At 61.2% G+C, this 20,981-nt stretch carries 20 protein-coding genes; 9 read left to right on the top strand and 11 right to left on the bottom strand.

Annotated elements, in window-relative coordinates:
• Positions 1 to 150 precede the first annotated feature (150 nt).
• Entirely contained in the window at positions 151 to 798 is a 648-nt protein-coding gene (locus ACSQ8R_RS09380; protein WP_436253089.1) for an invasion associated locus B family protein, read from the top strand.
• Between the two features lie 116 nt (positions 799 to 914).
• Here ACSQ8R_RS09380 and hspQ read toward each other — a convergent pair whose 3' ends face one another.
• The 4 genes from hspQ to ACSQ8R_RS09360 form a co-directional block, all read right to left on the bottom strand.
• Positions 915 to 1,244, bottom strand: a complete 330-nt coding sequence (gene hspQ, locus ACSQ8R_RS09375) for a heat shock protein HspQ (RefSeq protein WP_436253088.1) — start codon at positions 1,242 to 1,244, stop codon at positions 915 to 917.
• A gap of 94 nt (positions 1,245 to 1,338) precedes the next feature.
• Positions 1,339 to 2,262: a DMT family transporter gene (locus ACSQ8R_RS09370; protein WP_436253087.1), complete on the bottom strand. Its 924-nt coding sequence runs from the start codon at positions 2,260 to 2,262 to the stop codon at positions 1,339 to 1,341.
• 98 nt (positions 2,263 to 2,360) lie between these two features.
• On the bottom strand, positions 2,361 to 3,770 hold the full coding sequence (gene glnA, locus ACSQ8R_RS09365) for a type I glutamate--ammonia ligase (RefSeq protein WP_037087011.1): 1,410 nt from the start codon (positions 3,768 to 3,770) through the stop codon (positions 2,361 to 2,363).
• A 69-nt stretch (positions 3,771 to 3,839) separates the two neighbouring features.
• Positions 3,840 to 4,178 (bottom strand): P-II family nitrogen regulator, encoded by a 339-nt coding sequence (locus ACSQ8R_RS09360; protein WP_007753933.1) that lies wholly within the window; start codon positions 4,176 to 4,178, stop codon positions 3,840 to 3,842.
• Positions 4,179 to 4,522: 344 nt separating this feature from the next.
• Here ACSQ8R_RS09360 and ACSQ8R_RS09355 point away from each other — a divergent pair, with 344 nt between their 5' ends.
• Entirely contained in the window at positions 4,523 to 6,004 is a 1,482-nt protein-coding gene (locus ACSQ8R_RS09355; RefSeq protein WP_436253086.1) for an NAD(P)H-hydrate dehydratase, read from the top strand.
• Here ACSQ8R_RS09355 and ACSQ8R_RS09350 read toward each other — a convergent pair.
• Complete coding sequence (locus ACSQ8R_RS09350; protein WP_436253085.1) at positions 6,001 to 6,813, bottom strand: DUF72 domain-containing protein; 813 nt, start codon at positions 6,811 to 6,813, stop codon at positions 6,001 to 6,003. The genes ACSQ8R_RS09355 and ACSQ8R_RS09350 overlap by 4 nt on opposite strands.
• Positions 6,814 to 6,837: 24 nt before the next feature.
• Complete coding sequence (uvrA, locus tag ACSQ8R_RS09345) at positions 6,838 to 9,759, bottom strand: excinuclease ABC subunit UvrA (RefSeq protein ID WP_436253084.1); 2,922 nt, start codon at positions 9,757 to 9,759, stop codon at positions 6,838 to 6,840.
• A gap of 247 nt (positions 9,760 to 10,006) precedes the next feature.
• On the opposite strand from uvrA, the gene ACSQ8R_RS09340 reads away from it, so the two are divergent.
• Positions 10,007 to 10,561, top strand: coding sequence for a single-stranded DNA-binding protein (locus ACSQ8R_RS09340; protein WP_436253083.1), 555 nt, complete (start codon positions 10,007 to 10,009; stop codon positions 10,559 to 10,561).
• Positions 10,562 to 10,610: 49 nt separating this feature from the next.
• Here the strand turns inward: ACSQ8R_RS09340 and ACSQ8R_RS09335 are convergent, their stop codons facing one another.
• The gene (locus ACSQ8R_RS09335) at positions 10,611 to 11,759 is read right to left on the bottom strand and encodes an HPP family protein (RefSeq protein ID WP_436255426.1); all 1,149 of its coding nucleotides are present in this window, start codon (positions 11,757 to 11,759) and stop codon (positions 10,611 to 10,613) included.
• 89 nt (positions 11,760 to 11,848) lie between these two features.
• On the bottom strand, positions 11,849 to 12,478 hold the full coding sequence (locus ACSQ8R_RS09330) for a MarC family protein (protein WP_436253082.1): 630 nt from the start codon (positions 12,476 to 12,478) through the stop codon (positions 11,849 to 11,851).
• A 228-nt stretch (positions 12,479 to 12,706) separates the two neighbouring features.
• On the opposite strand from ACSQ8R_RS09330, the gene gyrA reads away from it, so the two are divergent.
• Entirely contained in the window at positions 12,707 to 15,547 is a 2,841-nt protein-coding gene (gene gyrA / locus ACSQ8R_RS09325) for a DNA gyrase subunit A (RefSeq protein WP_436253081.1), read from the top strand.
• Between the two features lie 135 nt (positions 15,548 to 15,682).
• On the opposite strand, the gene ACSQ8R_RS09320 is transcribed toward gyrA, so the two are convergent.
• Both ACSQ8R_RS09320 and ACSQ8R_RS09315 read right to left on the bottom strand, forming a co-directional pair.
• Complete coding sequence (locus ACSQ8R_RS09320; RefSeq protein WP_210010112.1) at positions 15,683 to 15,820, bottom strand: hypothetical protein; 138 nt, start codon at positions 15,818 to 15,820, stop codon at positions 15,683 to 15,685.
• Between the two features lie 35 nt (positions 15,821 to 15,855).
• Complete coding sequence (locus ACSQ8R_RS09315; RefSeq protein ID WP_155414821.1) at positions 15,856 to 16,011, bottom strand: hypothetical protein; 156 nt, start codon at positions 16,009 to 16,011, stop codon at positions 15,856 to 15,858.
• A gap of 436 nt (positions 16,012 to 16,447) precedes the next feature.
• On the opposite strand from ACSQ8R_RS09315, the gene coaD reads away from it, so the two are divergent.
• The 5 genes from coaD to tgt all read left to right on the top strand — a co-directional run bounded on the left by coaD (position 16,448) and on the right by tgt (position 20,414).
• Positions 16,448 to 16,942: a pantetheine-phosphate adenylyltransferase gene (gene coaD / locus ACSQ8R_RS09310; protein WP_436253080.1), complete on the top strand. Its 495-nt coding sequence runs from the start codon at positions 16,448 to 16,450 to the stop codon at positions 16,940 to 16,942.
• Positions 16,943 to 16,969: 27 nt separating this feature from the next.
• Positions 16,970 to 17,542 carry a peptidylprolyl isomerase gene (locus ACSQ8R_RS09305; protein ID WP_436253079.1) on the top strand — a complete coding sequence of 191 codons (573 nt, stop codon included), beginning with the start codon at positions 16,970 to 16,972 and terminating at the stop codon, positions 17,540 to 17,542.
• An 81-nt stretch (positions 17,543 to 17,623) separates the two neighbouring features.
• On the top strand, positions 17,624 to 18,133 hold the full coding sequence (locus ACSQ8R_RS09300) for a peptidylprolyl isomerase (protein WP_436253078.1): 510 nt from the start codon (positions 17,624 to 17,626) through the stop codon (positions 18,131 to 18,133).
• A gap of 65 nt (positions 18,134 to 18,198) precedes the next feature.
• On the top strand, positions 18,199 to 19,284 hold the full coding sequence (gene queA / locus ACSQ8R_RS09295) for a tRNA preQ1(34) S-adenosylmethionine ribosyltransferase-isomerase QueA (protein ID WP_436253077.1): 1,086 nt from the start codon (positions 18,199 to 18,201) through the stop codon (positions 19,282 to 19,284).
• Positions 19,281 to 20,414 (top strand): tRNA guanosine(34) transglycosylase Tgt, encoded by a 1,134-nt coding sequence (gene tgt, locus ACSQ8R_RS09290; RefSeq protein WP_436253076.1) that lies wholly within the window; start codon positions 19,281 to 19,283, stop codon positions 20,412 to 20,414. The genes queA and tgt overlap by 4 nt, the downstream gene beginning before the upstream one ends.
• Positions 20,415 to 20,420: 6 nt before the next feature.
• Here the strand turns inward: tgt and ACSQ8R_RS09285 are convergent, their stop codons facing one another.
• Entirely contained in the window at positions 20,421 to 20,846 is a 426-nt protein-coding gene (locus tag ACSQ8R_RS09285; RefSeq protein WP_436253075.1) for a DUF4864 domain-containing protein, read from the bottom strand.
• Positions 20,847 to 20,981 lie beyond the last annotated feature (135 nt).

Here is a 20,981-nt window from a genome sequence, read left to right as displayed (position 1 = left end):
ATATCGATGTCTGCCCGATGTAACAGGTTGGCCACACGGGCGGGTCATTCAAATGCCTCATTTGACCCACAGGTCACGGGGCAGTAGGACACCCCGAGGGAGTTGACGGCGTCTGCCGTACCCAGCGGATTTCAGGAGACGGATCTCGTTATGATGCTTAAGGCAACCCAAGTTCTGCGGACGGCGATGTCCGCTCTCGCTCTTTCGGCCGGCGCAATGGCGCTGCCGGTTGCAGCTACTGCCCAGGATGCTCCGGCCGCGGCCGCTCCTGGTGCGCCTCCGCTCGGCTGGTTCAAGACCTGCACCAAGCAGGACGACAGCGATCTCTGCGTCGTGCAGAACATCATTGCCGCCCAGAACGGCCAGCTCATCACTGCCGTCGGCCTGATCACGGTCGAAGGCAAGGTCAACCGCAAGATCATGCAGGTTTCGGTACCCACCGCACGCCTGGTGCCGCCCGGCATCGTCATGCAGATCGATGGCGGCAAGGGCCAGAAGCTCGATTACATCGTTTGCCTTCCGGACAAATGCACTGCCGAAGTGCCGCTGACCGACGCCATGATCGCCAGCCTCAAGAAGGGCGGCGAGGTGGTCTTCACCTCGATCAACTTCCGCCGCGCCCCGAACCCGATCAAGGTTCCGCTCACCGGCTTTACCGGCGTCTTCGACGGTCCGGCCATGCCCCAGGAACAGATCGCTCAAAGCCAGCGCAGCCTCGAAGAAGGCATGCAGCGCAAGGCGGAAGAGACCCGCAAGAAGCTGGAAGACGCCCAGAACTCTGCAAAGCAGGGTCAGTAAGTTCCAGTCGGAACCACACAGCTTGAAGCCCGGCCATGTGCCGGGCTTTCTGATTCCGGTCATTAAAAAAGCGCCGGCAGAATGCCGACGCCTTTTCCGGGTGTCGCGAATAGGGGTTAGTGGGCCAGTATGATCTTGGGCTTCAACTGACCGGACGGACCGCGATCGAAGATCTGGTAGACCTGCGGGTTGCGCAGCGGCGCGTCGTTCTCGTCATGTTCCAGGTTCTGTTCCGAAACATAGGCGACATACTCCGTCTCGTCATTCTCCGCGAGGAGATGATAGAAGGGCTGGTCCTTGCTCGGCCGGATTTCTGCGGGAATGGAATTCCACCATTCGTCCGTATTGGCGAATTCCGGATCCACATCGAACACGACGCCGCGAAACGGAAAGACCTTGTGGCGAACCACTTCTCCGATGGTGAATTTAGCGTTGCGTTGTTTCATGGTGCGATGTCCTTTCGCATCCTAATGTGGGAATAAAATTCTCCGACATCAAGAGATTAATGCAGACGGCCCCTTATCGTTCCACGGGATAGACTTAAGGCTTAGTAAGCCTCCGCGGTCCGCTCGTCGCCAGAACTATACCGCCGAGCACCAGAACGATGCCGACTGCGTGATATGTTTCAAAAGTCTCGCCGAGAAATATTACCGCCATGATGATCGAGACAGGCGGCATCAGGTAGAGCGTTATTCCGGCCGTCGCCGGGCCGAATATCCTCACCGTGTGCTGGAAGCAGAAGAACGCTGCGAGCGAGGCGAACAGGATGATGCCGGCGATCTTCGACCAGGCCGAAAACGTCGTCGGCAGCAGCCCGCCATGGAACAGTTCCCAGAGCGCCGGAGGCAGGAGGAGGAGCGAGCCTGAAAAGCCGATCAGCCCGAACAGCGTGAATGGCCGGATCCTCTGGGCCGCCGGGCGGCGCAGGAGGATCGAATAGATCGCAAAGGCGATCGCCGCTACCAGCATGCCGAGGTCGCCGACATTGAAATTCATGTGCGCCAGGGCGCGGAGATCGCCGCGCAGGACGATCGCCGCCACGCCGGCGAATGCGACCGCCATGCCCAAGAGCTCGCGGCTGCCGATCCGGCGGCCGGAAAACCGCCACTCGAAGAGGATGATGAACAGCGATGAGGTCGTGTAGATCAGCGTCGCATTCGAGGCCGTCGTCAGCGTCAGCGCCCAGTATACGAAGCCGCCGCTGATGCCGATGCTCAAGAAACCCAGCCACAGCCAGAGCCAGGTATGCCGGCGCACAAAGGTCCAGGCCGCCGGCCAGTCGAGATACAGCAGCGGCACGATGATCAGCGTCGATCCGGCCCAGCGGATGAAGGCCGTGATGAACGGCCCGATCTCGCCGATCACGCCGCGCCCGAAGATCAGGTTGCTGGAAAAGAACACGGGCACAAGCGAGAAGATCACCCAGTCGATCGGGCGCGGTCTTGGAGAATTGGGGGAGGTCATCTGTACACCGGCAACGGGGGCGCAAGCTCAAGGCTAGGCGGAACGGAAAACGGCGGGCTTGCGGCCCGCCGTCTCCAAGGCAAAAGGCGCTGATCGGATCAGGCCGAATAATACATGTCGAATTCGACCGGATGCGGCGTCATTTCGAAGCGCATGACTTCCACCATCTTGAGCTCGATATAGGCGTCGATCTGGTCGTCGTCGAACACGCCGCCGGCGGTCAGGAACTTGCGGTCGCGGTCGAGGTTTTCGAGCGCTTCGCGCAGGGACCCGCAGACTGTCGGTATCTTCTTCAGTTCCTTCGGCGGCAGGTCGTAGAGATCCTTGTCCATGGCCTTGCCGGGATGGATCTTGTTCTTGATGCCGTCGAGGCCGGCCATCAGCATGGCGGCAAAGGCGAGATAGGGGTTTGCCAGCGGATCCGGGAAGCGGACTTCGACGCGCTTCGACTTCGGACCGGTGCCGAAGGGAATGCGGCAGGAAGCCGAACGGTTGCGGGCCGAATAGGCCAGCAGAACCGGCGCTTCATAACCCGGGACGAGACGCTTGTAGGAGTTCGTCGTCGGGTTGGTGAAGGCGTTGATCGCCTTGGCATGCTTGATGATGCCGCCGATATAGAAGAGGCAGCTCTCGGAAAGGCCGGCATATTCGTCGCCTGCGAAGGTCGGCTTGCCGTCCTTCCAGATCGACTGGTGTACGTGCATGCCCGAACCGTTGTCGCCGAAGATAGGCTTCGGCATGAAGGTCGCGGTCTTGCCATAGGCGTTGGCGACCTGGTGCACGACGTATTTGTAGATCTGGATCTTGTCGGCGTTGCGCACCAGCGTGTCGAACTTGACGCCGAGCTCGTGCTGGGCGGAGGCGACTTCATGGTGATGCTTTTCGACGACCACGCCCATTTCGGCGAGCACGGTCAGCATTTCGGAGCGCATGTCCTGCAGGCTGTCGACCGGCGGAACCGGGAAATAGCCGCCCTTGACGCGCGGACGGTGTCCGAGGTTACCGGTCTCGTAGTCGGTGTCGTCGTTGGACGGCAGTTCGGAGGAGTCGAGCTTGAAGCCCGTATTGTAGGGGTCGGCTTTGTACTTGACGTCGTCGAATACGAAGAATTCCGGCTCCGGGCCGACAAAGACGGTATCGCCGATGCCGGATGCCTTCAAATAGGCTTCGGCCTTCTTGGCCGTGCCGCGCGGATCGCGGTTATAGGCTTCGCCCGAAATCGGATCGAGAATGTCGCAGAAGATGACCATGGTCGACTGCGCGAAGAACGGATCCATGTGGACCGTCGCCGGGTCGGGCATCAGCACCATGTCCGACTCGTTGATGGCCTTCCAGCCGCCGATCGAGGAGCCATCGAACATGACGCCGTCGGCGAACATGTCCTCATCGACGCAGACGACGTCCATGGTGACATGCTGCAGCTTGCCCTTGGGGTCGGTAAAGCGCAGGTCCACGAACTTGACGTCGTTTTCCTTGATTTGTTTCATGATTTCGCTTGCGCTCGTCATATGACCTTCCTCGATGTACGATGACGATGAGACCCCGGCCTTTGGCCTTAGGGCGTTTATTGGGGGCGTTTAGATGGCGTCCACGCCCGTTTCACCGGTACGGATGCGGATGACTTCCTCCACGTTGGAAACGAATATCTTGCCGTCTCCAATCCGTCCAGTCTGTGCCGCATTGCGGATGGCCTCGATGACCGCATCCGCGTTCTCGTCCGCCAGGACGACCTCAACTTTGACCTTCGGCAGAAAATCGACGACGTATTCTGCGCCGCGATAGAGCTCGGTATGGCCCTTCTGGCGGCCGAAACCCTTGGCTTCGGTCACTGTGATTCCCTGCAGGCCGACTTCCTGAAGGGCTTCCTTCACTTCGTCGAGCTTGAAAGGCTTGATGATCGCTTCGATCTTTTTCATGAGAAACTCTATCTCCGCTTCTCTCTTGAAGCAGGCCGTTACCCGCTCGCCCATGCCAATGCAGGTATCGTGCCAAACTCAGACGAAACTTTCAAAAAAATAATGCGGTTTTGCACGAATTCCCGACAAAACAGCGTGTTCAGCGACAAAATAGCTACCGTTTCTCTCAAAATTTGTGCATTGCGGCACAAGAATTGGAGTTTTTTGTAGTTTTTCCGGTAGTTAAGCGTTGTCGAATGTATTGAAGGTGACGGTATAAAAATAGGCATTTGCCTAATTATTATGCTTATTTGAGCGAGGAAAGGGCGCTTGTTTTCTGATCATCTTTCCGTTCAATTGCGCCTATGGACGCTTCGATTGTCTCACTGCTTCTGACGCCCGACGAGATGGCGGCGGCCGACGCCGCCTCTGCCCGATCCGGCATCCCGTCCTTCGATCTGATGGAGCGGGCAGGGCAGGCGGTTGCGGCGGCCGCACTTCGGCAATATCCGGGAGCCTTGCGTTTCGTTGTGCTCTGCGGCCCCGGGAACAATGGCGGTGACGGATATGTGGCGGCCCGCGCGCTTGCCGAAGCTGGAGCGGTCGTCGCTGTCCATCATCTCGGCGACCCGCGGAAACTGACGGGTGATGCCAGACATGCCCGCGAACTCTGCCGTCCGCCATCAACGCCGCTGGAAGCGTACCTGCCGACGACCGGTGACGTGGTGGTCGATGCCTTATTTGGCGCTGGCCTCACTCGCAACGTGCCCGACATTGTCGCGGATGTGATCCGCAGGGTATCCGAGGCACAGGTACCGGTCGTCGCCATCGACCTGCCGTCCGGTCTCTGCGGAAGGCGCGGCGTACCGCTCGGCGCCGCCTTCAAGGCCGCCCATACGGTTACCTTCATGACCCGAAAGCCGGGTCATGTGCTGCTGCCGGGCAGGTCTCTTTGCGGTGACATCCAGGTTTTCGACATCGGCATTCCGGCCCGTATCATCGGCGAGGTTGCGGGGGAGATAAGGGAAAACCGACCGGAACTGTGGCGCAGTCTCCTGGTCGAGCCGGGAAGCGAGACCCACAAATATCGTCGCGGACATCTGGCTGTATTTTCCGGCGAGGCTGGCAAAACCGGGGCGGCCCGGCTTTCGGCGACCGCCGGCTTGAAAGCCGGGGCAGGGCTGGTGACGGTCGGTTCGCCAGGCGATGCCATGCCGGTCAACGCGGCCTCGCTGACTGCTATCATGCTGCATCGGATCGACACGCTGAAAGATCTGAAAGACTGGCTGGATACGGCAAAACTTGCCGCTTTCGTGCTTGGACCGGGCTTCGGCATCGGCAAAAAGGCACGGCAATTCGCGCTTGCGCTGAAGGATCGGCCGCTGGTGCTCGACGCCGACGGGATCACCTCCTTCAAGGAAAAGCCTTCGGAACTGTTCGATGCCTTTGCCGGCGGAGAGCCGCACCTGGTGCTGACGCCGCACGAGGGAGAATTCGCCCGCCTGTTTCCCGATATTGCTGCGGATGACAACCTGAGCAAGGCGGAAAAGGCGGTGAGCGCCGCCACCCGCGCCCATGCCGTCATCGTCTATAAGGGCGCAGACACGGTGATCGCCGGTCCCGACGGACGCGCCTATGTCAATACCAACGGACCGCCATGGCTGGCCACCGCCGGTTCCGGCGACATTCTGGCCGGCATGATCGGTGCGCTGCTCGCCCAAGGCATGCCCGCGTTCGAGGCAGCCGCGGCGGGCGTCTACCTACATGGCGAAGCCGGCAAGCGGGCGGGCAGGGGCATGACGGCCGATGACCTCGCCGTCCATGCCGGCGTGTCGCTGGATCCCTAGCTGCGGCTTTCCAGGAGTTCGCGCATCGCCATCGCGCCATAGGGCGCGTTCACCTTGCCCTCGTGGATGAAGAAGGCGAAGACGTCGCGCGGCTCCTTCTTGACGTCACGCTTCTCGTCAATCAGCGGCAGGTCGTCTGGCACGCCGCCCTCAGCCCAGGTTTCCAGCCTTTTCGCCCAGGCTTTCATATCCGCTTCCGCATAACAGGTCTTGATGTCGTCCGACCCCTTCTGCAGGCGCGCGTAGACGAAATCCGCCGTCACATCCGCGATCATCGGATAGTCGAAATGGTCGGCGCAGACGGGCGCGATATTGTATTTCGCCAGCAGCGCGATGAATTCCGGTACCTTGAATGTGTCGTTGCGGACCTCGACCACATGGGTCAGCTTCAGCCCATCCAGCTTGTTCGGCAGCAGTTTCAGGAAGGCCTCGAAATCATCCGCTTCGAACTTCTTGGTCGGCGCGAACTGCCAGAGCAGCGGCCCGAGATGATCGCCGAGTTCGGTCAGGCCCTGGGTCAGGAATTTCTCGATCGACTCTCCCGCCTCGGCCAGGACCTTGCGGTTGGTGGTGAAGCGGCTCGCCTTCAGCGAAAAGATGAAGCCGTCCGGCACTTCCGAAGCCCATTTGGCGAAGGTCTCGGGCTTCTGCGACCCGTAATAGGTGCCGTTGACCTCAATGACCTTCAGCTTGCTCGCGGCATATTCGAGCTGTCTCTTCTTCGCCAGTTTTTCCGGATAGAACGTGCCTTCCCACGGCTCGAAGGTCCAGCCGCCGATGCCCGTGCGGATAGTGCCGGCTTTGGTCATGAATTACCTCCCTTGTGCGGAGGTTCACTCCGCCGCTTCCACCTTCTTGACCGGCCGGCGCTCCAGCAGTTCCTTCAGGAAGTGGCCGGTATAGGACCGCTTTTCCTTGACGATCTGCTCGGGCGTGCCGGCCGCGACCACTTCGCCGCCGCCGGTGCCGCCTTCCGGGCCGATGTCGATGATCCAGTCGGCCGTCTTGATGACCTCGAGATTGTGCTCGATGACCACCACGGAATTGCCCTGGTTCACCAGTTCGTGCAGCATTTCCAGCAGTTTGGCGACGTCGTGGAAATGCAGGCCGGTCGTCGGTTCGTCGAGGATGTAAAGCGTGCGCCCCGTCGAACGTTTCGACAGTTCCTTGGCTAGCTTGACGCGCTGCGCCTCGCCACCCGAAAGCGTATTGGCCTGCTGACCGACCTTGATATAGCCGAGGCCGACATCGAACAGCGATTGCAGCTTGTCGCGAACCGCCGGCACGGCCGAAAAGAATTCGACGCCTTCCTCGACCGTCATGTCGAGCACGTCGGCGATCGACTTGGTCTTGAACGTCACGTCGAGCGTCTCGCGATTGTAGCGCTTGCCGTGGCAGACGTCGCAGGTGACGTAGACGTCCGGCAGGAAGTGCATCTCGATCTTGATGACGCCGTCGCCCTGGCAGGCTTCGCAGCGGCCGCCCTTGACGTTGAACGAGAAACGGCCCGGCTGGTAGCCGCGCGCCTTCGCCTCCGGCAGGCCGGCGAACCAGTCGCGGATCGGCGTGAAGGCGCCGGTATAGGTCGCCGGGTTGGAGCGCGGCGTGCGGCCGATCGGCGACTGGTCGATATCGATGACCTTGTCGATATGCTCGAAACCGTCGATCCGGTCGTGCTCGGCCGGGATTTCGCGGGCGCCCATGACGCGGCGCGCGGCGGATTTATAGAGCGTCTCGATCAGAAACGTCGATTTACCACCGCCCGACACGCCCGTGACGGCGGTGAACACACCGAGCGGAATGGCGGCCGTAACATTTTTCAGATTGTTGCCGCGTGCGCCAAAAACCTTGATTTCCTTGCCCTTCTTCGGCTTGCGGCGTTCCATTGGCACCGGCACCCCGAGCTCGCCCGACAGATACTTACCCGTCAGCGATTTCGGATTGGCCATCACCTCGTTGGGCGTGCCTTCGGCCACCACCTGTCCGCCATGGATGCCGGCCGCAGGGCCGATATCGACGACGTAGTCGGCGCTCAGGATCGCATCCTCGTCATGTTCGACGACGATCACCGTATTGCCGATGTCGCGCAGGTGTTTCAGCGTATCGAGCAGGCGGGCATTGTCGCGCTGATGCAGGCCGATCGATGGCTCGTCGAGCACGTAGAGCACGCCGGTCAGGCCGGAGCCGATCTGCGAGGCGAGCCGGATGCGCTGGCTTTCGCCGCCGGACAGGGTCCCGGAATTACGCGACAGGCTGAGATAGTCGAGGCCGACATCGTTCAGGAACCGCAGGCGCTCGCGGATCTCCTTCAGAATGCGCACCGCGATCTCGTTCTGCTTGGCGCTCAGCTGCTGCGGCAGCATTTCGAACCAGTCGCGGGCGAGGCGGATCGACATGTCGGTGACCTGCCCGATATGCAGCTTGTTGATCTTCACCGCCAAGGCTTCCGGCTTCAGGCGAAAACCGTTGCAGGCGGGGCAGGGGGCCGCCGACATGTAGCGTTCGATCTCTTCGCGCGCCCAGGCGCTATCGGTTTCCTTCCAGCGGCGTTCGAGGTTCGGCACGATGCCCTCGAAGTTCTTGACCGTCTTGTAGGAACGGGCGCCGTCGGCATAGTGGAACTCGATCTTCTCCTCGGTGCCTTCGAGGATGGCCTTCTGGGCCTCGGCGGACAGTTCGTTCCAGCGGCTGGAAAGCTTGAAGCCGAAAACCTTGCCCAGCGCCTCGAGCGTCTGGTTATAATAAGGCGAGGTGGACTTCGCCCAGGGCGCGATCGCGCCGTCGCGCAGCGTCCGGGCGGGTTCCGGCACGATCAGCGCCTCATCCACCTTCTGCTGCGAGCCGAGACCGTCGCAGGTCGGGCAGGCACCGAAGGGATTGTTGAACGAAAACAGCCGCGGCTCGATTTCCGGAATGGTAAAACCGGAGACCGGGCAGGCGAATTTCTCAGAAAACAGCACCCGCTCGTGCGTCTCGTTGAGCGACTTGTTGGCGGATCCGCCGGCAGCGGTATCCTCGGCCCGCAGCGGCTTGTCGGCGAATTCGGCGATGGCCAGCCCATCGGCCAGCTTCAGCGAGGTTTCGAGACTGTCGGCCAGGCGTGCGGAAATGTCGGGGCGCACCACGAGGCGGTCGACGACCACGTCGATATCGTGCTTGTATTTCTTGTCGAGCGCCGGAACATCGGCGATCTCGTAGAACTGGCCGTCGACCTTGACGCGCTGAAATCCCTTTTTCATCAGGTCGGCGAGTTCCTTCTTGTACTCGCCCTTACGACCGCGGATCATCGGCGCCAGGATATAAAGACGCGTGCCTTCCTCGAAAGCGAGGATTCGATCGACCATCTGACTGACCGTCTGGCTTTCGATCGGCAGGCCCGTCGCCGGCGAATAGGGCACGCCGACGCGGGCAAAAAGCAGGCGCATGTAGTCGTAGATCTCGGTGACCGTGCCGACCGTCGAGCGCGGGTTGCGCGAGGTGGTCTTCTGCTCGATCGAGATTGCCGGCGAGAGCCCGTCGATCTGATCGACATCCGGCTTCTGCATCATCTCCAGGAACTGGCGCGCATAGGCCGAAAGGCTTTCGACATAACGCCGCTGGCCTTCCGCATAGATCGTGTCGAAGGCGAGCGACGACTTGCCCGAACCCGACAGGCCGGTCATGACGATCAGCGAATTGCGGGGCAGATCAAGATCGATGCCCTTCAAATTGTGCTCGCGCGCACCACGTATTGAAATGCTCTTCAGTTCGCTCATCTGTATGCTCTCGGGAGGATTGAAGCCCTTATGTAGTGATTGATCCGCGGCTGTCGAGACGAAACTGTCGCGATGCAGCGCCGTTCCCTGAGTCGGTTGACAGCACTATAGGAATAAACTAGAACAAATAAAGAACAAATTTGCCTGTGGATTAAATATCGCAAAAACCCAATGGCCGAGCCCGATGGGCTAAAGTACCGCGATTGATTTTGGTGCCGCCGGCCGGGCGGCAGATGAGGTGACGAATATGGCTGGTAGTGTGAACAAGGTAATCCTGGTGGGGAATGTGGGGGCTGATCCTGAAATCCGCCGGACGCAGGACGGCCGGCCGATCGCCAACCTTCGCATCGCCACGTCCGAAACCTGGCGCGACCGCAACAATGGCGAACGCCGCGAGAAGACCGAATGGCACACCGTCGTGGTCTTCAACGAAGGCCTCTGCAAGGTTGTCGAGCAGTATGTGAAGAAAGGCGCCAAGCTTTATATCGAAGGCGCTCTGCAGACCCGCAAGTGGCAGGACCAGACCGGTAACGATCGCTATTCGACGGAAATCGTGCTGCAGGGCTTCAATTCGACGCTGACCATGCTGGATGGTCGCGGCGAAGGCGGCGGCGACCGCGCAGGTGGTGGTTTTGGCGGCGGTAATCGCAGCGGCAATGACTTCGGCGGCAATGATTTTGGCGGCGGTGACGATTACGAGCGCCGTCCTTCCGGCGGTGCGAGCCGTGGCGGCCAGTCCTCCGGCGGTCAGCCGGCAGGCGGCAATTTCTCGCGCGATCTCGACGACGACATCCCGTTCTGATCGGTCGATCGGCATCGATTTCTGAAACGGCAGCTGCCTGGATTTTCGCTCAGGCGGCCGCCTTGTCGGCGAGCATCGCGACCAGCACGTCCGATTGCGACAGAATGCCGACCAGTTTGTTGTTTTCCCGGGTGACCGGCAGGTAGTGCAGCCCCTCTTCGGCAAAGATGACGATGGCATCGGCGATCGGCGTGTCCGGGCCGACGGTTTTGACCGGCGTCGTCATGATGTCCTTGACCGTGTCGTTCGGTGCGCTGGCGCCTGACAGAACGAGGCGCAGGCGCTGGGCAAATCCGATCTTTGGCCGGCCTCTCGTCCAGTTCGCCTTGTCGAGGAAATCGGTCTGGGTGACGATGCCCACCACTTCCGCCCTGTCGTTGGTGACGGGCAGGGCCTTGAAATGGTGGACGCGCATCAGATCGTGCGCTTCCTTCAGCGAATTGTCGGGAGCCACCGCCACCACATCGCGTGACATGATGCTGGCGCAATCGAGGTGGCCGGCGCGCCGACGATATGACCGCAATTCGGTCCGCCTGAGGATCGTTTCGAGGTCGTCGCGATCGATATCCAGGAACTCGTCGTATTCTTTCAGGACATGGTCGAGGTCGGCGGAGGTAAATCCGATGCGCTGGATCGAGGCGGGATCGGTCGTGCCGTGATCGGCCGTCGGCGGCTTGGCCGCGTGCGGGTAACGACGCCCCGTCAGATTGTTGAAGACCAGCGCGATCAGCAACAGGACCAGCGAATTGCCGATGACGGGCCAGATGACGAAGCCGTAGCCGAGTTCGTGGATCGCCGGCCCGCCGAGCACGGCGGTCAGCGCGATCGCGCCGCTCGGGGGATGCAGGCACCGCAGCGTCATCATTGAGGCGATGGCGACCGCGATTGCCGCCGCCGAGGCCAGGAACGGGTCGGCTATCAAAAGAGCGGTGGTCACTCCGACGAGGGCCGCGACGATATTGCCGCCCAGGATCGACCAGGGCTGGGCAAGCGGGCTGGAAGGCACCGCAAACAGCAGCACCGCCGACGCTCCCATCGGGGCGACCAGTGCCGGAAGCGTTGCATCGGCCTTCAGGGCCAAGCTTCCCAGCAATCCCGTCACCAGAATTCCCGCAAGTGCGCCAAATGCCGCACGCAGTCTTTCCTTGGGACTGACGGGAGTGGCTTCCGGCAGGAGCCGGCGCAACAGACGGCGCATCATGGAGACTTCCGATCGAGGTGGGCTTGGATCGCGTTCTAGCAGAAAATTCCGTTCTGTCGCGCGGGGCCTACCCAAATATGGACGGCCTAAAGGCTGAAGGCCGAGCGGACGCCGTCGACGACGAACTGGACGGAGAGCGCCGCGAGAATAACGCCGAGCAGACGGGTGAGGATCGCCCTTCCGGTGACGCCGAGAAAACGGTCGAGCCGTTCGGCGACCAGAAGCGTCGCATAGACCAGCAGCATGATCAATGCGATGACGCCGATGAAAAGCGCGCGGTCCAGTATGCCGGGCAGGGTGCCGGAAAGCAGGACTGTCGCCGAGATCGCGCCCGGTCCGGCAATCAGCGGCAGTGCCAGCGGAAACACCGCTATATTGTGGATATGGTCGATGGTGATCGCCGCCTGGGACGTCTTTTCCTTCCGCTCCTGGCGTTTCTCGAACACCATTTCAAAAGAGATCCAGAAGAGCAGCAGGCCGCCGGCAATGCGGAAGGCGCCGATCGAGATGCCGAGCAGCCCGAGCACGCTCGAACCGAACAGCGCGAAGACAGCCAGAATGCCGAAGGCGATCAGCGATCCGCGGAAGGCGACCTGGCGGCGCTGGACGGCCGTCATGCCGACGGTCAGGCCCAGGAAGACGGGCGCCAGCCCGGGCGGGTCGAGTGTCACGAGCATCGTGGTCAGGGCATTGACCAGCATATCGGGGGTCGCCATATCCTCTCCCTGTCAGGCTGCAATCCTTGCAGTCGCATGCGAAGATTGTTAGGACAGGCCGGCAGCGAAAGAAAGCCCACCCCGTCTGCATCGCGGCATGTTTTCGACCTTGTTCAAAAGCCGTGTTAAAGCCGCAAAAGCTGTTCAAAACCATTGTGGAAATTGGCGCTCGGAACCGCTTTCCGCTATAAAAAAGAAACTGATTCCGAACAGAGATCGTGATCCGATTTGACTGAGCAAAGCACACCCGGCGGCGGAAAGCTGCCTCCAGGCATCGAACCCATTTCCATCATGGAAGAGATGCAGCGGTCCTACCTCGATTACGCCATGAGCGTCATCGTCAGCCGCGCCCTTCCTGACGTCCGCGACGGACTGAAGCCGGTTCACCGGCGCATCCTGTACGGCATGTCGGAACTCGGCATCGACTGGAACAAGAAATACGTCAAATGCGCCCGCGTGACCGGGGACGTGATGGGTAAATTCCATCCGCACGGCAACTCGGCGATCTATGACGCGCTGGCGCGCATGGCGCAGGATTGGTCGCTCCGCCTGCCGCTGATCGATGGTCAGGGCAATTTCGGCTCGATCGACGGCGACCCGCCGGCGGCCGAACGTTACACCGAGTGCCGTCTCGAGAAAGCGGCACACGCCCTGCTCGACGATCTCGACAAGGAAACCGTCGATTTCCGCGACAACTATGACGGCACGCTGTCCGAGCCTGTCGTGGTGCCGGCGAAATTCCCGAACCTTCTGGTCAACGGCGCAGGCGGTATCGCCGTCGGCATGGCGACCAATATCCCGCCGCACAATCTGTCGGAAGTGATCAACGGCTGCATCGCCCTGATCGACAATCCGGCGATCGAACTGCCGGAAATGATGGAGATCATCCCCGGTCCGGATTTTCCGACAGGCGCCCTGATCCTCGGGCGAGCCGGCATCCGTTCCGCCTACGAGACCGGTCGCGGCTCGGTCATCATGCGCGGCGTTGCGGCGATCGAGCCGATGCGCGGCGATCGCGAGCAGATCATCATCACTGAAGTTCCCTTTCAGGTGAACAAGGCGACGATGGTCGAGAAGATCGGCGAACTGGTGCGTGAAAAGCGCATCGAGGGCATTTCCGACCTGCGCGACGAATCCGACCGCCAGGGTTATCGCGTCGTCATCGAGCTGAAGCGCGATGCCAATGCGGACGTGATCCTCAACCAGCTCTATCGCTACACGCCGCTGCAGACCTCCTTCGGCTGCAACATGGTGGCGCTGAACGGCGGCAAGCCGGAACAGCTCGCGCTGCTCGACATGCTGCGCGCCTTCGTGTCCTTCCGTGAGGAAGTGGTTAGCCGGCGCACGAAATACCTGCTGCGCAAGGCTCGCGAACGCGCCCACGTCCTGGTGGGCCTGGCGATCGCGGTCGCCAATATCGACGAGATCATTCTCCTGATCCGTCGCGCGCCCGATCCGCAGACGGCTCGCGAGCAGTTGATGACCCGTCGTTGGCCGGCTCAGGACGTCGATGCGCTGATCCGCCTGATCGACGATCCGCGCCACAAGATCAACGAGGACGGCACCTATAATCTCTCCGAGGAACAGGCCCGCGCCATCCTCGAACTGCGTCTCGCCCGCCTGACGGCACTCGGCCGCGACGAAATCGCCGATGAACTGAACAAGATCGGCGCCGAGATCAGCGACTATCTCGACATCCTCTCGTCGCGCCTGCGCATCCAGACGATCGTCAAGGACGAACTCGCCGCCGTGCGCGACGAATTCGGCACCCCGCGCCGCACGCAGATCCTCGATGCCGGACTCGAAATGGACGACGAGGATCTGATCGCCCGCGAGGACATGGTCGTCACCGTGTCGCATCTCGGTTATATCAAGCGCGTCACGCTCGGCACCTATCGCGCCCAGCGTCGCGGCGGCAAGGGCCGCTCCGGCATGGCGACACGCGACGAGGATTTTGTCACACGCCTGTTCGTGGCCAATACCCACACGCCGGTGCTGTTCTTCTCCTCGCGCGGCATCGTCTACAAGGAAAAGGTCTGGCGCCTGCCGATCGGCACGCCGCAGTCCCGCGGCAAGGCGCTGATCAACATGCTGCCGCTGGAGCCCGGCGAGCGCATCACTACGATCATGCCGTTGCCCGAGGACGAATCGACCTGGGAGAACCTGGACGTGATGTTCTCGACGACCCGCGGCACCGTTCGCCGCAACAAGCTGTCGGACTTCGTGCAGGTGAACCGCAACGGCAAGATCGCCATGAAGCTCGAGGAGGAGGGCGATGAAATCCTCTCCGTCGAGACCTGCAAGGGGCCGAACCTCGACCTCAATGAGCCGGGCGACGACGTGCTTCTGACGACCGCGCTCGGTCAGTGCATCCGCTTCCCTGTAGACGATGTGCGCGTCTTTGCCGGCCGCAATTCGATCGGCGTCCGCGGCATCTCGCTCGGCGAAGGCGACCGTATCATCTCGATGACGATTGTCGGCCACGTCGATGCTGAACCCTGGGAACGCGCGGCGTACCTCAAGCGCTCGGCGGCCGAACGGCGTGCCGCAGGCGTCGACGAGGAGGATATCGCGCTGGTCGGCGAGGAAGTCACCGAAGAGGGACAGCTTCCTGACGATCGCTACGAATATCTCAAGCAGCATGAGCAGTTCGTGCTGACGGTCTCCGAAAAGGGTTTTGGAAAGCGCTCGTCGTCCTACGATTTCCGCACCTCGGGCCGCGGCGGCAAGGGCATCCGCGCCACCGACACGTCCAAGACCGCGGAGATCGGCGAACTGGTCGCCGCCTTCCCGATCGAGGACAACGACCAGATCATGCTGGTCTCCGACGGCGGGGTGCTGATCCGGGTTCCGGTCAACGGTATCCGCATCGCCAGCCGCGCCACGAAGGGCGTCACCATCTTCTCGACGGCCAAGGACGAGAAGGTTGTTTCGGTCGAGCGCATCAGCGAGCCGGAAGGCGACGAGGAGAACGGCAATGATCTGCCCGAGGAAATCGTCAGCGCGACCGGCGATCTCGGAGCCCCGGCCCCGGAATCCGGACCGACGAATGAGGGTGCGGCGGAATAAGCCGCACCTCAATTACAAACCGGGCAAAATAAAAAGCCGGAGGATGAAAATCCTCCGGCTTTTGTTTGAACCGCTTGCGACGGGAGTCTGCGTGAACGCGGTTCGCTACCGTTAAGTCATCGAATTCGCAAATTCTCAGAATGCGCTGTGGCGGCGCGCGAAATCCCTGAAATCCTTCATGTCGGCGCGTTCGCGCCGGAGCTCGGAAATGGTTGAGGCCACGGAAGCCACGAACATGATGCTGATCAAGCCTGCAAGTACTGTCAACGTCACGAACATGGGATTCCTTTCTCGTCCGTGTATCCGCCTCAGTAGTAAGAGAGATCGCTATAACGTCCCGTTACCTGCGGATAATTCAGATCTGCCAATTGGGATTTATCTTGATAAAGGGTTACCGTTGCCGTCAACATCACCGCAATCATGGCCGTCCAGACCAGGTTGATCATGGTGATCTTGTCCAGCATGATCGTTTTCCTTCTCGCGATCATCGCCATCTGTCCTTCTTGTTAGCCTGAACGCGCATCGCGCAAACAGGTTCCACCGCATTTTGAGGGATACTTAACCTTGTCGCTCTGAAGCCTCCTTGAATGCTCTGTTCATCTGGCGTTCAGAATTCGAAGTCTTTCAGGCTTCCTCCGGCCCGAAGGCGACAATGAAGGCCTCCAGTGCAAAAGCGAGAACCACGGCTCCCAACACCATCAAAGCCAGCATTTTTGGTCGTTTCTCCCGAGATCAGGACGGGTCTTGCGCCCGCCACGATCGTCATCAGACCACAGCGCCGCTGAAACGCCCTTGAACGGGCCATTCATCTTTCGTTCAGAATTGGGGAGAAGCTTGCGGTTGGGCGGCTTCCATGACAAAAGGCGTCAAAATTTTGCTTAAACAGGCCCGGACCTCGGCATGACCACTGCTTTCTATCCCGGTTCTTTCGATCCGATGACCCATGGCCACCTGGATGTTCTCGTCCAGGCGCTCAATGTGGCGGACAAGGTGATCGTCGCGATCGGCATTCATCCGGGCAAGGTGCCGATGTTCACCTTCGAGGAGCGGGCGCAGCTCATCAGCGAGTCGCTCACCGAGGCGCTGCCGGGCAGAGCCGGGCACGTCTCCGTCGTTTCCTTCGACAAGCTGGTGGTCGATGCTGCCCGCACCAATGGCGCCGGCCTGTTGATCCGCGGTCTGCGCGATGGCACCGATCTCGACTATGAAATGCAGATGGCCGGAATGAACCGACAGATGGCGCCGGACATCCAGACCGTTTTCCTGCCGGCGGGCACCGCGTCGCGGCCCATTACGGCCACATTGGTCCGGCAGATCGCGGCAATGGGCGGCGACGTCAGTGCCTTCGTGCCTGCTGCGGTCCTCAAGGCCCTGAACAACAAGCTGAAACGCTGATCGTTTCCGAACCCCGGAGTTCTTTCCATGAAACTGCTTCGTCTTGCCGCTGCCGGCGCTTTCGCCCTCGCGTCTATGATCCTGCCGGCTCTCGCCGCGCCCGATGATATCCTGACCATTCAGCTGAAGGATGGCCCGGTGGTGATCCAGCTGATGCCGGAAGTCGCGCCGAAACACGTGGCCCAGATCAAGGCGCTCGCCGCCAAGGGCGAATACGACAATGTCGTCTTCCATCGCGTCATCAATGGCTTCATGGCCCAGACCGGCGACGTCCAGTTCGGCAAGCAGGGCGGCAAGAGCTTCAACCCGGCTCGCGCGGGCATGGGCGGCTCGGAAATGCCCGATATTCCGGCCGAATTCTCGAAAGTACCGTTCGAGCGCGGTATCGTCGGCATGGCGCGGTCGCAGGATCCGAATTCCGCAAACTCGCAATTCTTCATCATGTTCACCAAATATCCGAGCCTGGACGGCCAGTACACCGCGGTCGGCAAGGTCGTGTCGGGCATGGAATTCGTCGACAAGATCAAGCGCGGCCAAGGCGGCAATGGCGAGGTCACAGACCCCGATAAGATGATCAAGGTCACCGTCGGCAAGAAGTAAGCGCCCCCAAGAGGGCTAAGAACTAAACGAAGGGCGCCCCGTCGCGGACGACAATCGGGCGCCGTACCAAGGAGAAAGCCTATGGCCGAGATCAAGGATCCGGAAAACACCCTCATCATGGAAACCACCAAGGGCAAGGTCGTCATCTCGCTGCTGCCGGACTTGGCGCCGGGCCATGTCGCCCGCATCAAGGAACTCGCCCGCGAAAACGCCTATGACGGCGTCGTTTTCCACCGCGTCATTCCCGATTTCATGGCCCAGACGGGTGACGTGAAGTTCGGCAAGCAGGGTTCCGAGAGCTTCAACCCGGCCCGTGCCGGCATGGGCGGTTCCGAGAAGCCGGACCTGAAGGCTGAATTCTCCGCCCTTCCGCATGTGCGCGGCACCTGCTCCATGGCCCGTTCGCAGAGCCCGAACTCGGCCAATTCGCAGTTCTTCATCTGCTTCACCGACGCGCCGTGGCTGAACAAGCAGTACACCGTCTGGGGCCAGGTCATCGAAGGCATGGACTTCATCGACCAGATCAAGAAGGGCGAGCCGGTCAAGGATCCGGACTCGATCGTTTCCGTCCGCGTCGCCGCCGACGTCTGATCTCACTTAAACGAATGGCCCGCTCCGTCTGTCGGCGGGGCGGGTTTCTTATTTCTGGAAAATCCATGCGCGTCGATCTCTTCGACTTCGATCTGCCGGAAGAAAACATTGCGCTGAGGCCCGCAAGCCCGCGTGACAGCGCCCGGCTGCTCGTCGTCAGGCCGGGAAGCGTGCCGGTGCTTGCCGATCACCGCGTCTGCGATCTGCCGGGCTTTCTGAGGCCGGGTGATGCGCTGGTCTTCAATGACACCAAGGTCATTCCTGCACAGCTCGAGGGCGTCCGTCACCGGGAAGGGGCGGGCGGACAACAGGTTTCCGCGACGCTGCACATGCGCGTCGCCCCGGATCGCTGGAAGGCCTTCGCCAAGCCCGGGAAACGTATCAAGGTCGGCGATCGCATCGAATTCGGCGACAGTGGCAATGCCTGCCTGATCGGTTCGCTTGCGGCAACGGTCGAAGACAAGGGCGAGGGCGGCGAAGTCACGCTGCGCTTCGATCTTTCCGGCCCGGCGCTCGACGAAGCGATCATGGCGGTCGGGTACATTCCGCTGCCACCCTATATCGCTGCCAAGCGCCCGGAAGATGCGCAGGATCAAAAGGACTACCAGACCATTTATGCCCGCGAGGAGGGCGCCGTCGCGGCGCCGACCGCCGGGCTGCATTTCACGCCGGACCTGTTCGCGGCCCTCGATGCCGCCGGCATCGAACGCCATTTCGTCACGCTGCATGTCGGCGCAGGCACCTTCCTGCCGGTCAAGGCGGACGATACCGCCGAGCACAAGATGCATCAGGAGATCGGCCATGTCAGCGCCGAGACCGCCGCGCGGCTGAATGCGGTCAGACGTGCCGGCGGCCGTATCGTCTGCGTCGGCACCACGTCGCTCAGGCTGATCGAAAGCGCCGCGGCCGATGACGGCTCGATCAAACCCTGGAGCGGTGCGACCGGCATCTTCATCACGCCCGGTTATCGCTTCAAGGCGGTCGACATGCTGATGACCAATTTCCATCTGCCGAGATCGACGCTGTTCATGCTCGTCTCGGCCTTCTCAGGCCTGGAGACGATGCGGGCGGCCTATGCCCACGCCATCAAAACCGGCTACCGCTTCTATTCCTATGGCGATTCCAGCCTGCTTTTCCGGGACGACCGATGACCGAGACTTTCCAGTTCAATCTCAAGGCCACCGATGGCGGCGCGCGGCTCGGCGAAATCACCATGCCGCGCGGAACGATCCGCACCCCGGCCTTCATGCCGGTCGGCACGGTCGGCACCGTCAAGGCCATGTATCTCGACCAGGTGCGCGATACCGGCGCCGATATCATCCTCGGCAATACCTATCACCTGATGCTGCGGCCGGGTGCCGAGCGCGTTGCGCGGCTTGGCGGCCTGCATGAACTGATCCGCTGGAAACATCCGATCCTGACCGATAGCGGCGGTTTCCAGGTCATGTCCTTGTCGGGTCTTCGCAAGCTTGACGAGAAGGGGGTCACGTTCAAGAGCCATGTGGACGGCAGCCTGCACCACATGTCGCCGGAGCGCTCGATCGAGATCCAGGGCCTGCTCGGCTCCGACATCCAGATGCAGCTCGACGAATGCGTGGCGCTGCCGGCCGAACCGAAGGAGATCGAGCGGGCGATGGAACTGTCGCTGCGCTGGGCCGAGCGCTGCCGCGTCGCCTTCGGCGACCAGCCCGGCAAGGCGATGTTCGGCATCGTCCAGGGCGGCGACCAGCCGGAGCTTCGCATCCGCTCCGCCGAAGGCCTGAAACAGCTCGACCTGAAGGGTTATGCGGTCGGCGGCCTTGCCGTCGGCGAGCCGCAGGATGTCATGCTGAAGATGCTGGAGACGACGCTTCCGGTCCTGCCGTTCGAAAAACCGCGCTACCTGATGGGCGTCGGCACGCCGGACGACATGCTGAAATCGGTGGCGCGCGGCATCGACATGTTCGACTGCGTCATGCCGACCCGTTCCGGGCGCCACGGGCTTGCCTTCACCCGCCGCGGCAAGGTCAATATCCGCAATGCCCGCCATGCGGAGGACATGCGGCCGCTGGACGAGGAATCGAACTGCCCGGCTGCCCGAGACTATTCCCGCGCCTACCTGCACCATCTCGTGCGCGCCGACGAAGCGCTCGGTGGCATGCTGTTGTCCTGGAACAACCTGAACTACTATCAGGACCTGATGAAGGGCATCCGCCAGGCGATCGCCGAGGGCCGGTTCGCAGATTTCTACGCCGAAACCCAGGAAATGTGGGCGAAGGGCGATATCGATCCCGTCTTATAAAGGCTGTCAGATACCCTGGCTGGCGGTGTTGCGGATCATCCGCACACCGTTGACCTTGTAGGATCCGTCGTCCATCAACCGCATCTCGTAGATCGCCGTCCAGTCCTTGCCTTCCCTGGCGCTGATCATCACTTCCTGCAGCACCACTTCGCCGCCGCCGATCATCTTCGAGCGGCCGAAGGCATAGTTGCCGGCGTGATAGACCGGCTCGTAAGTTTTCCGCACCATATCCAGGAACCGGTCCTTGTTGGGATAGAGGCTGCGGATCCCGGGCGAGGCGAAGGAATAGGCCTTTTCCGCGTCATCTTCCATGAGCGCGGCGATCTGGCCGGAAATCACCGCCTGGGCGTTGGCGACCGGATCCTCGGCCTTGACGGAGGTAAAGGAACAGAGAGCGAAACAGAGAACGACTGCAAGATATCGAACCAGCATCGGGCTTTCTCCAAGGGCGGTACCACAAGGCTAGCGCCTTCAGGCGCAAGGAGAAGATGACGCCTGCGAGTTTTTTGCGCAACGCCTTTCTTGAAGGCAACCGAATCTGAATGATTACAGAATGATGACGCGTTG

The sequence above is a fragment of the Neorhizobium sp. LjRoot104 genome, from assembly GCF_964253725.1.
Taxonomy (GTDB): domain Bacteria; phylum Pseudomonadota; class Alphaproteobacteria; order Rhizobiales; family Rhizobiaceae; genus Neorhizobium.
This window is presented reverse-complemented; position numbering and strand designations above follow the sequence as displayed.

Excerpts from the sequence above, each read along its gene's own strand:
- ACSQ8R_RS09380 (WP_436253089.1), top strand. The coding sequence starts at position 151 with ATGATGCTTAAGGCAACCCAAGTTCTGCGGACGGCGATGTCCGCTCTC.
- ACSQ8R_RS09285 (WP_436253075.1), bottom strand. The coding sequence starts at position 20,846 with ATGCTGGTTCGATATCTTGCAGTCGTTCTCTGTTTCGCTCTCTGTTCC.
- ACSQ8R_RS09370 (WP_436253087.1), bottom strand. The coding sequence starts at position 2,262 with ATGACCTCCCCCAATTCTCCAAGACCGCGCCCGATCGACTGGGTGATC.
- coaD (WP_436253080.1), top strand. The coding sequence starts at position 16,448 with ATGACCACTGCTTTCTATCCCGGTTCTTTCGATCCGATGACCCATGGC.
- ACSQ8R_RS09355 (WP_436253086.1), top strand. The coding sequence starts at position 4,523 with ATGGACGCTTCGATTGTCTCACTGCTTCTGACGCCCGACGAGATGGCG.
- ACSQ8R_RS09300 (WP_436253078.1), top strand. The coding sequence starts at position 17,624 with ATGGCCGAGATCAAGGATCCGGAAAACACCCTCATCATGGAAACCACC.
- ACSQ8R_RS09360 (WP_007753933.1), bottom strand. The coding sequence starts at position 4,178 with ATGAAAAAGATCGAAGCGATCATCAAGCCTTTCAAGCTCGACGAAGTG.
- tgt (WP_436253076.1), top strand. The coding sequence starts at position 19,281 with ATGACCGAGACTTTCCAGTTCAATCTCAAGGCCACCGATGGCGGCGCG.
- uvrA (WP_436253084.1), bottom strand. The coding sequence starts at position 9,759 with ATGAGCGAACTGAAGAGCATTTCAATACGTGGTGCGCGCGAGCACAAT.
- glnA (WP_037087011.1), bottom strand. The coding sequence starts at position 3,770 with ATGACGAGCGCAAGCGAAATCATGAAACAAATCAAGGAAAACGACGTC.
- ACSQ8R_RS09315 (WP_155414821.1), bottom strand. The coding sequence starts at position 16,011 with ATGCTGGACAAGATCACCATGATCAACCTGGTCTGGACGGCCATGATT.
- ACSQ8R_RS09350 (WP_436253085.1), bottom strand. The coding sequence starts at position 6,813 with ATGACCAAAGCCGGCACTATCCGCACGGGCATCGGCGGCTGGACCTTC.
- ACSQ8R_RS09335 (WP_436255426.1), bottom strand. The coding sequence starts at position 11,759 with ATGCGCCGTCTGTTGCGCCGGCTCCTGCCGGAAGCCACTCCCGTCAGT.
- ACSQ8R_RS09305 (WP_436253079.1), top strand. The coding sequence starts at position 16,970 with ATGAAACTGCTTCGTCTTGCCGCTGCCGGCGCTTTCGCCCTCGCGTCT.
- ACSQ8R_RS09340 (WP_436253083.1), top strand. The coding sequence starts at position 10,007 with ATGGCTGGTAGTGTGAACAAGGTAATCCTGGTGGGGAATGTGGGGGCT.
- ACSQ8R_RS09330 (WP_436253082.1), bottom strand. The coding sequence starts at position 12,478 with ATGGCGACCCCCGATATGCTGGTCAATGCCCTGACCACGATGCTCGTG.
- hspQ (WP_436253088.1), bottom strand. The coding sequence starts at position 1,244 with ATGAAACAACGCAACGCTAAATTCACCATCGGAGAAGTGGTTCGCCAC.
- queA (WP_436253077.1), top strand. The coding sequence starts at position 18,199 with ATGCGCGTCGATCTCTTCGACTTCGATCTGCCGGAAGAAAACATTGCG.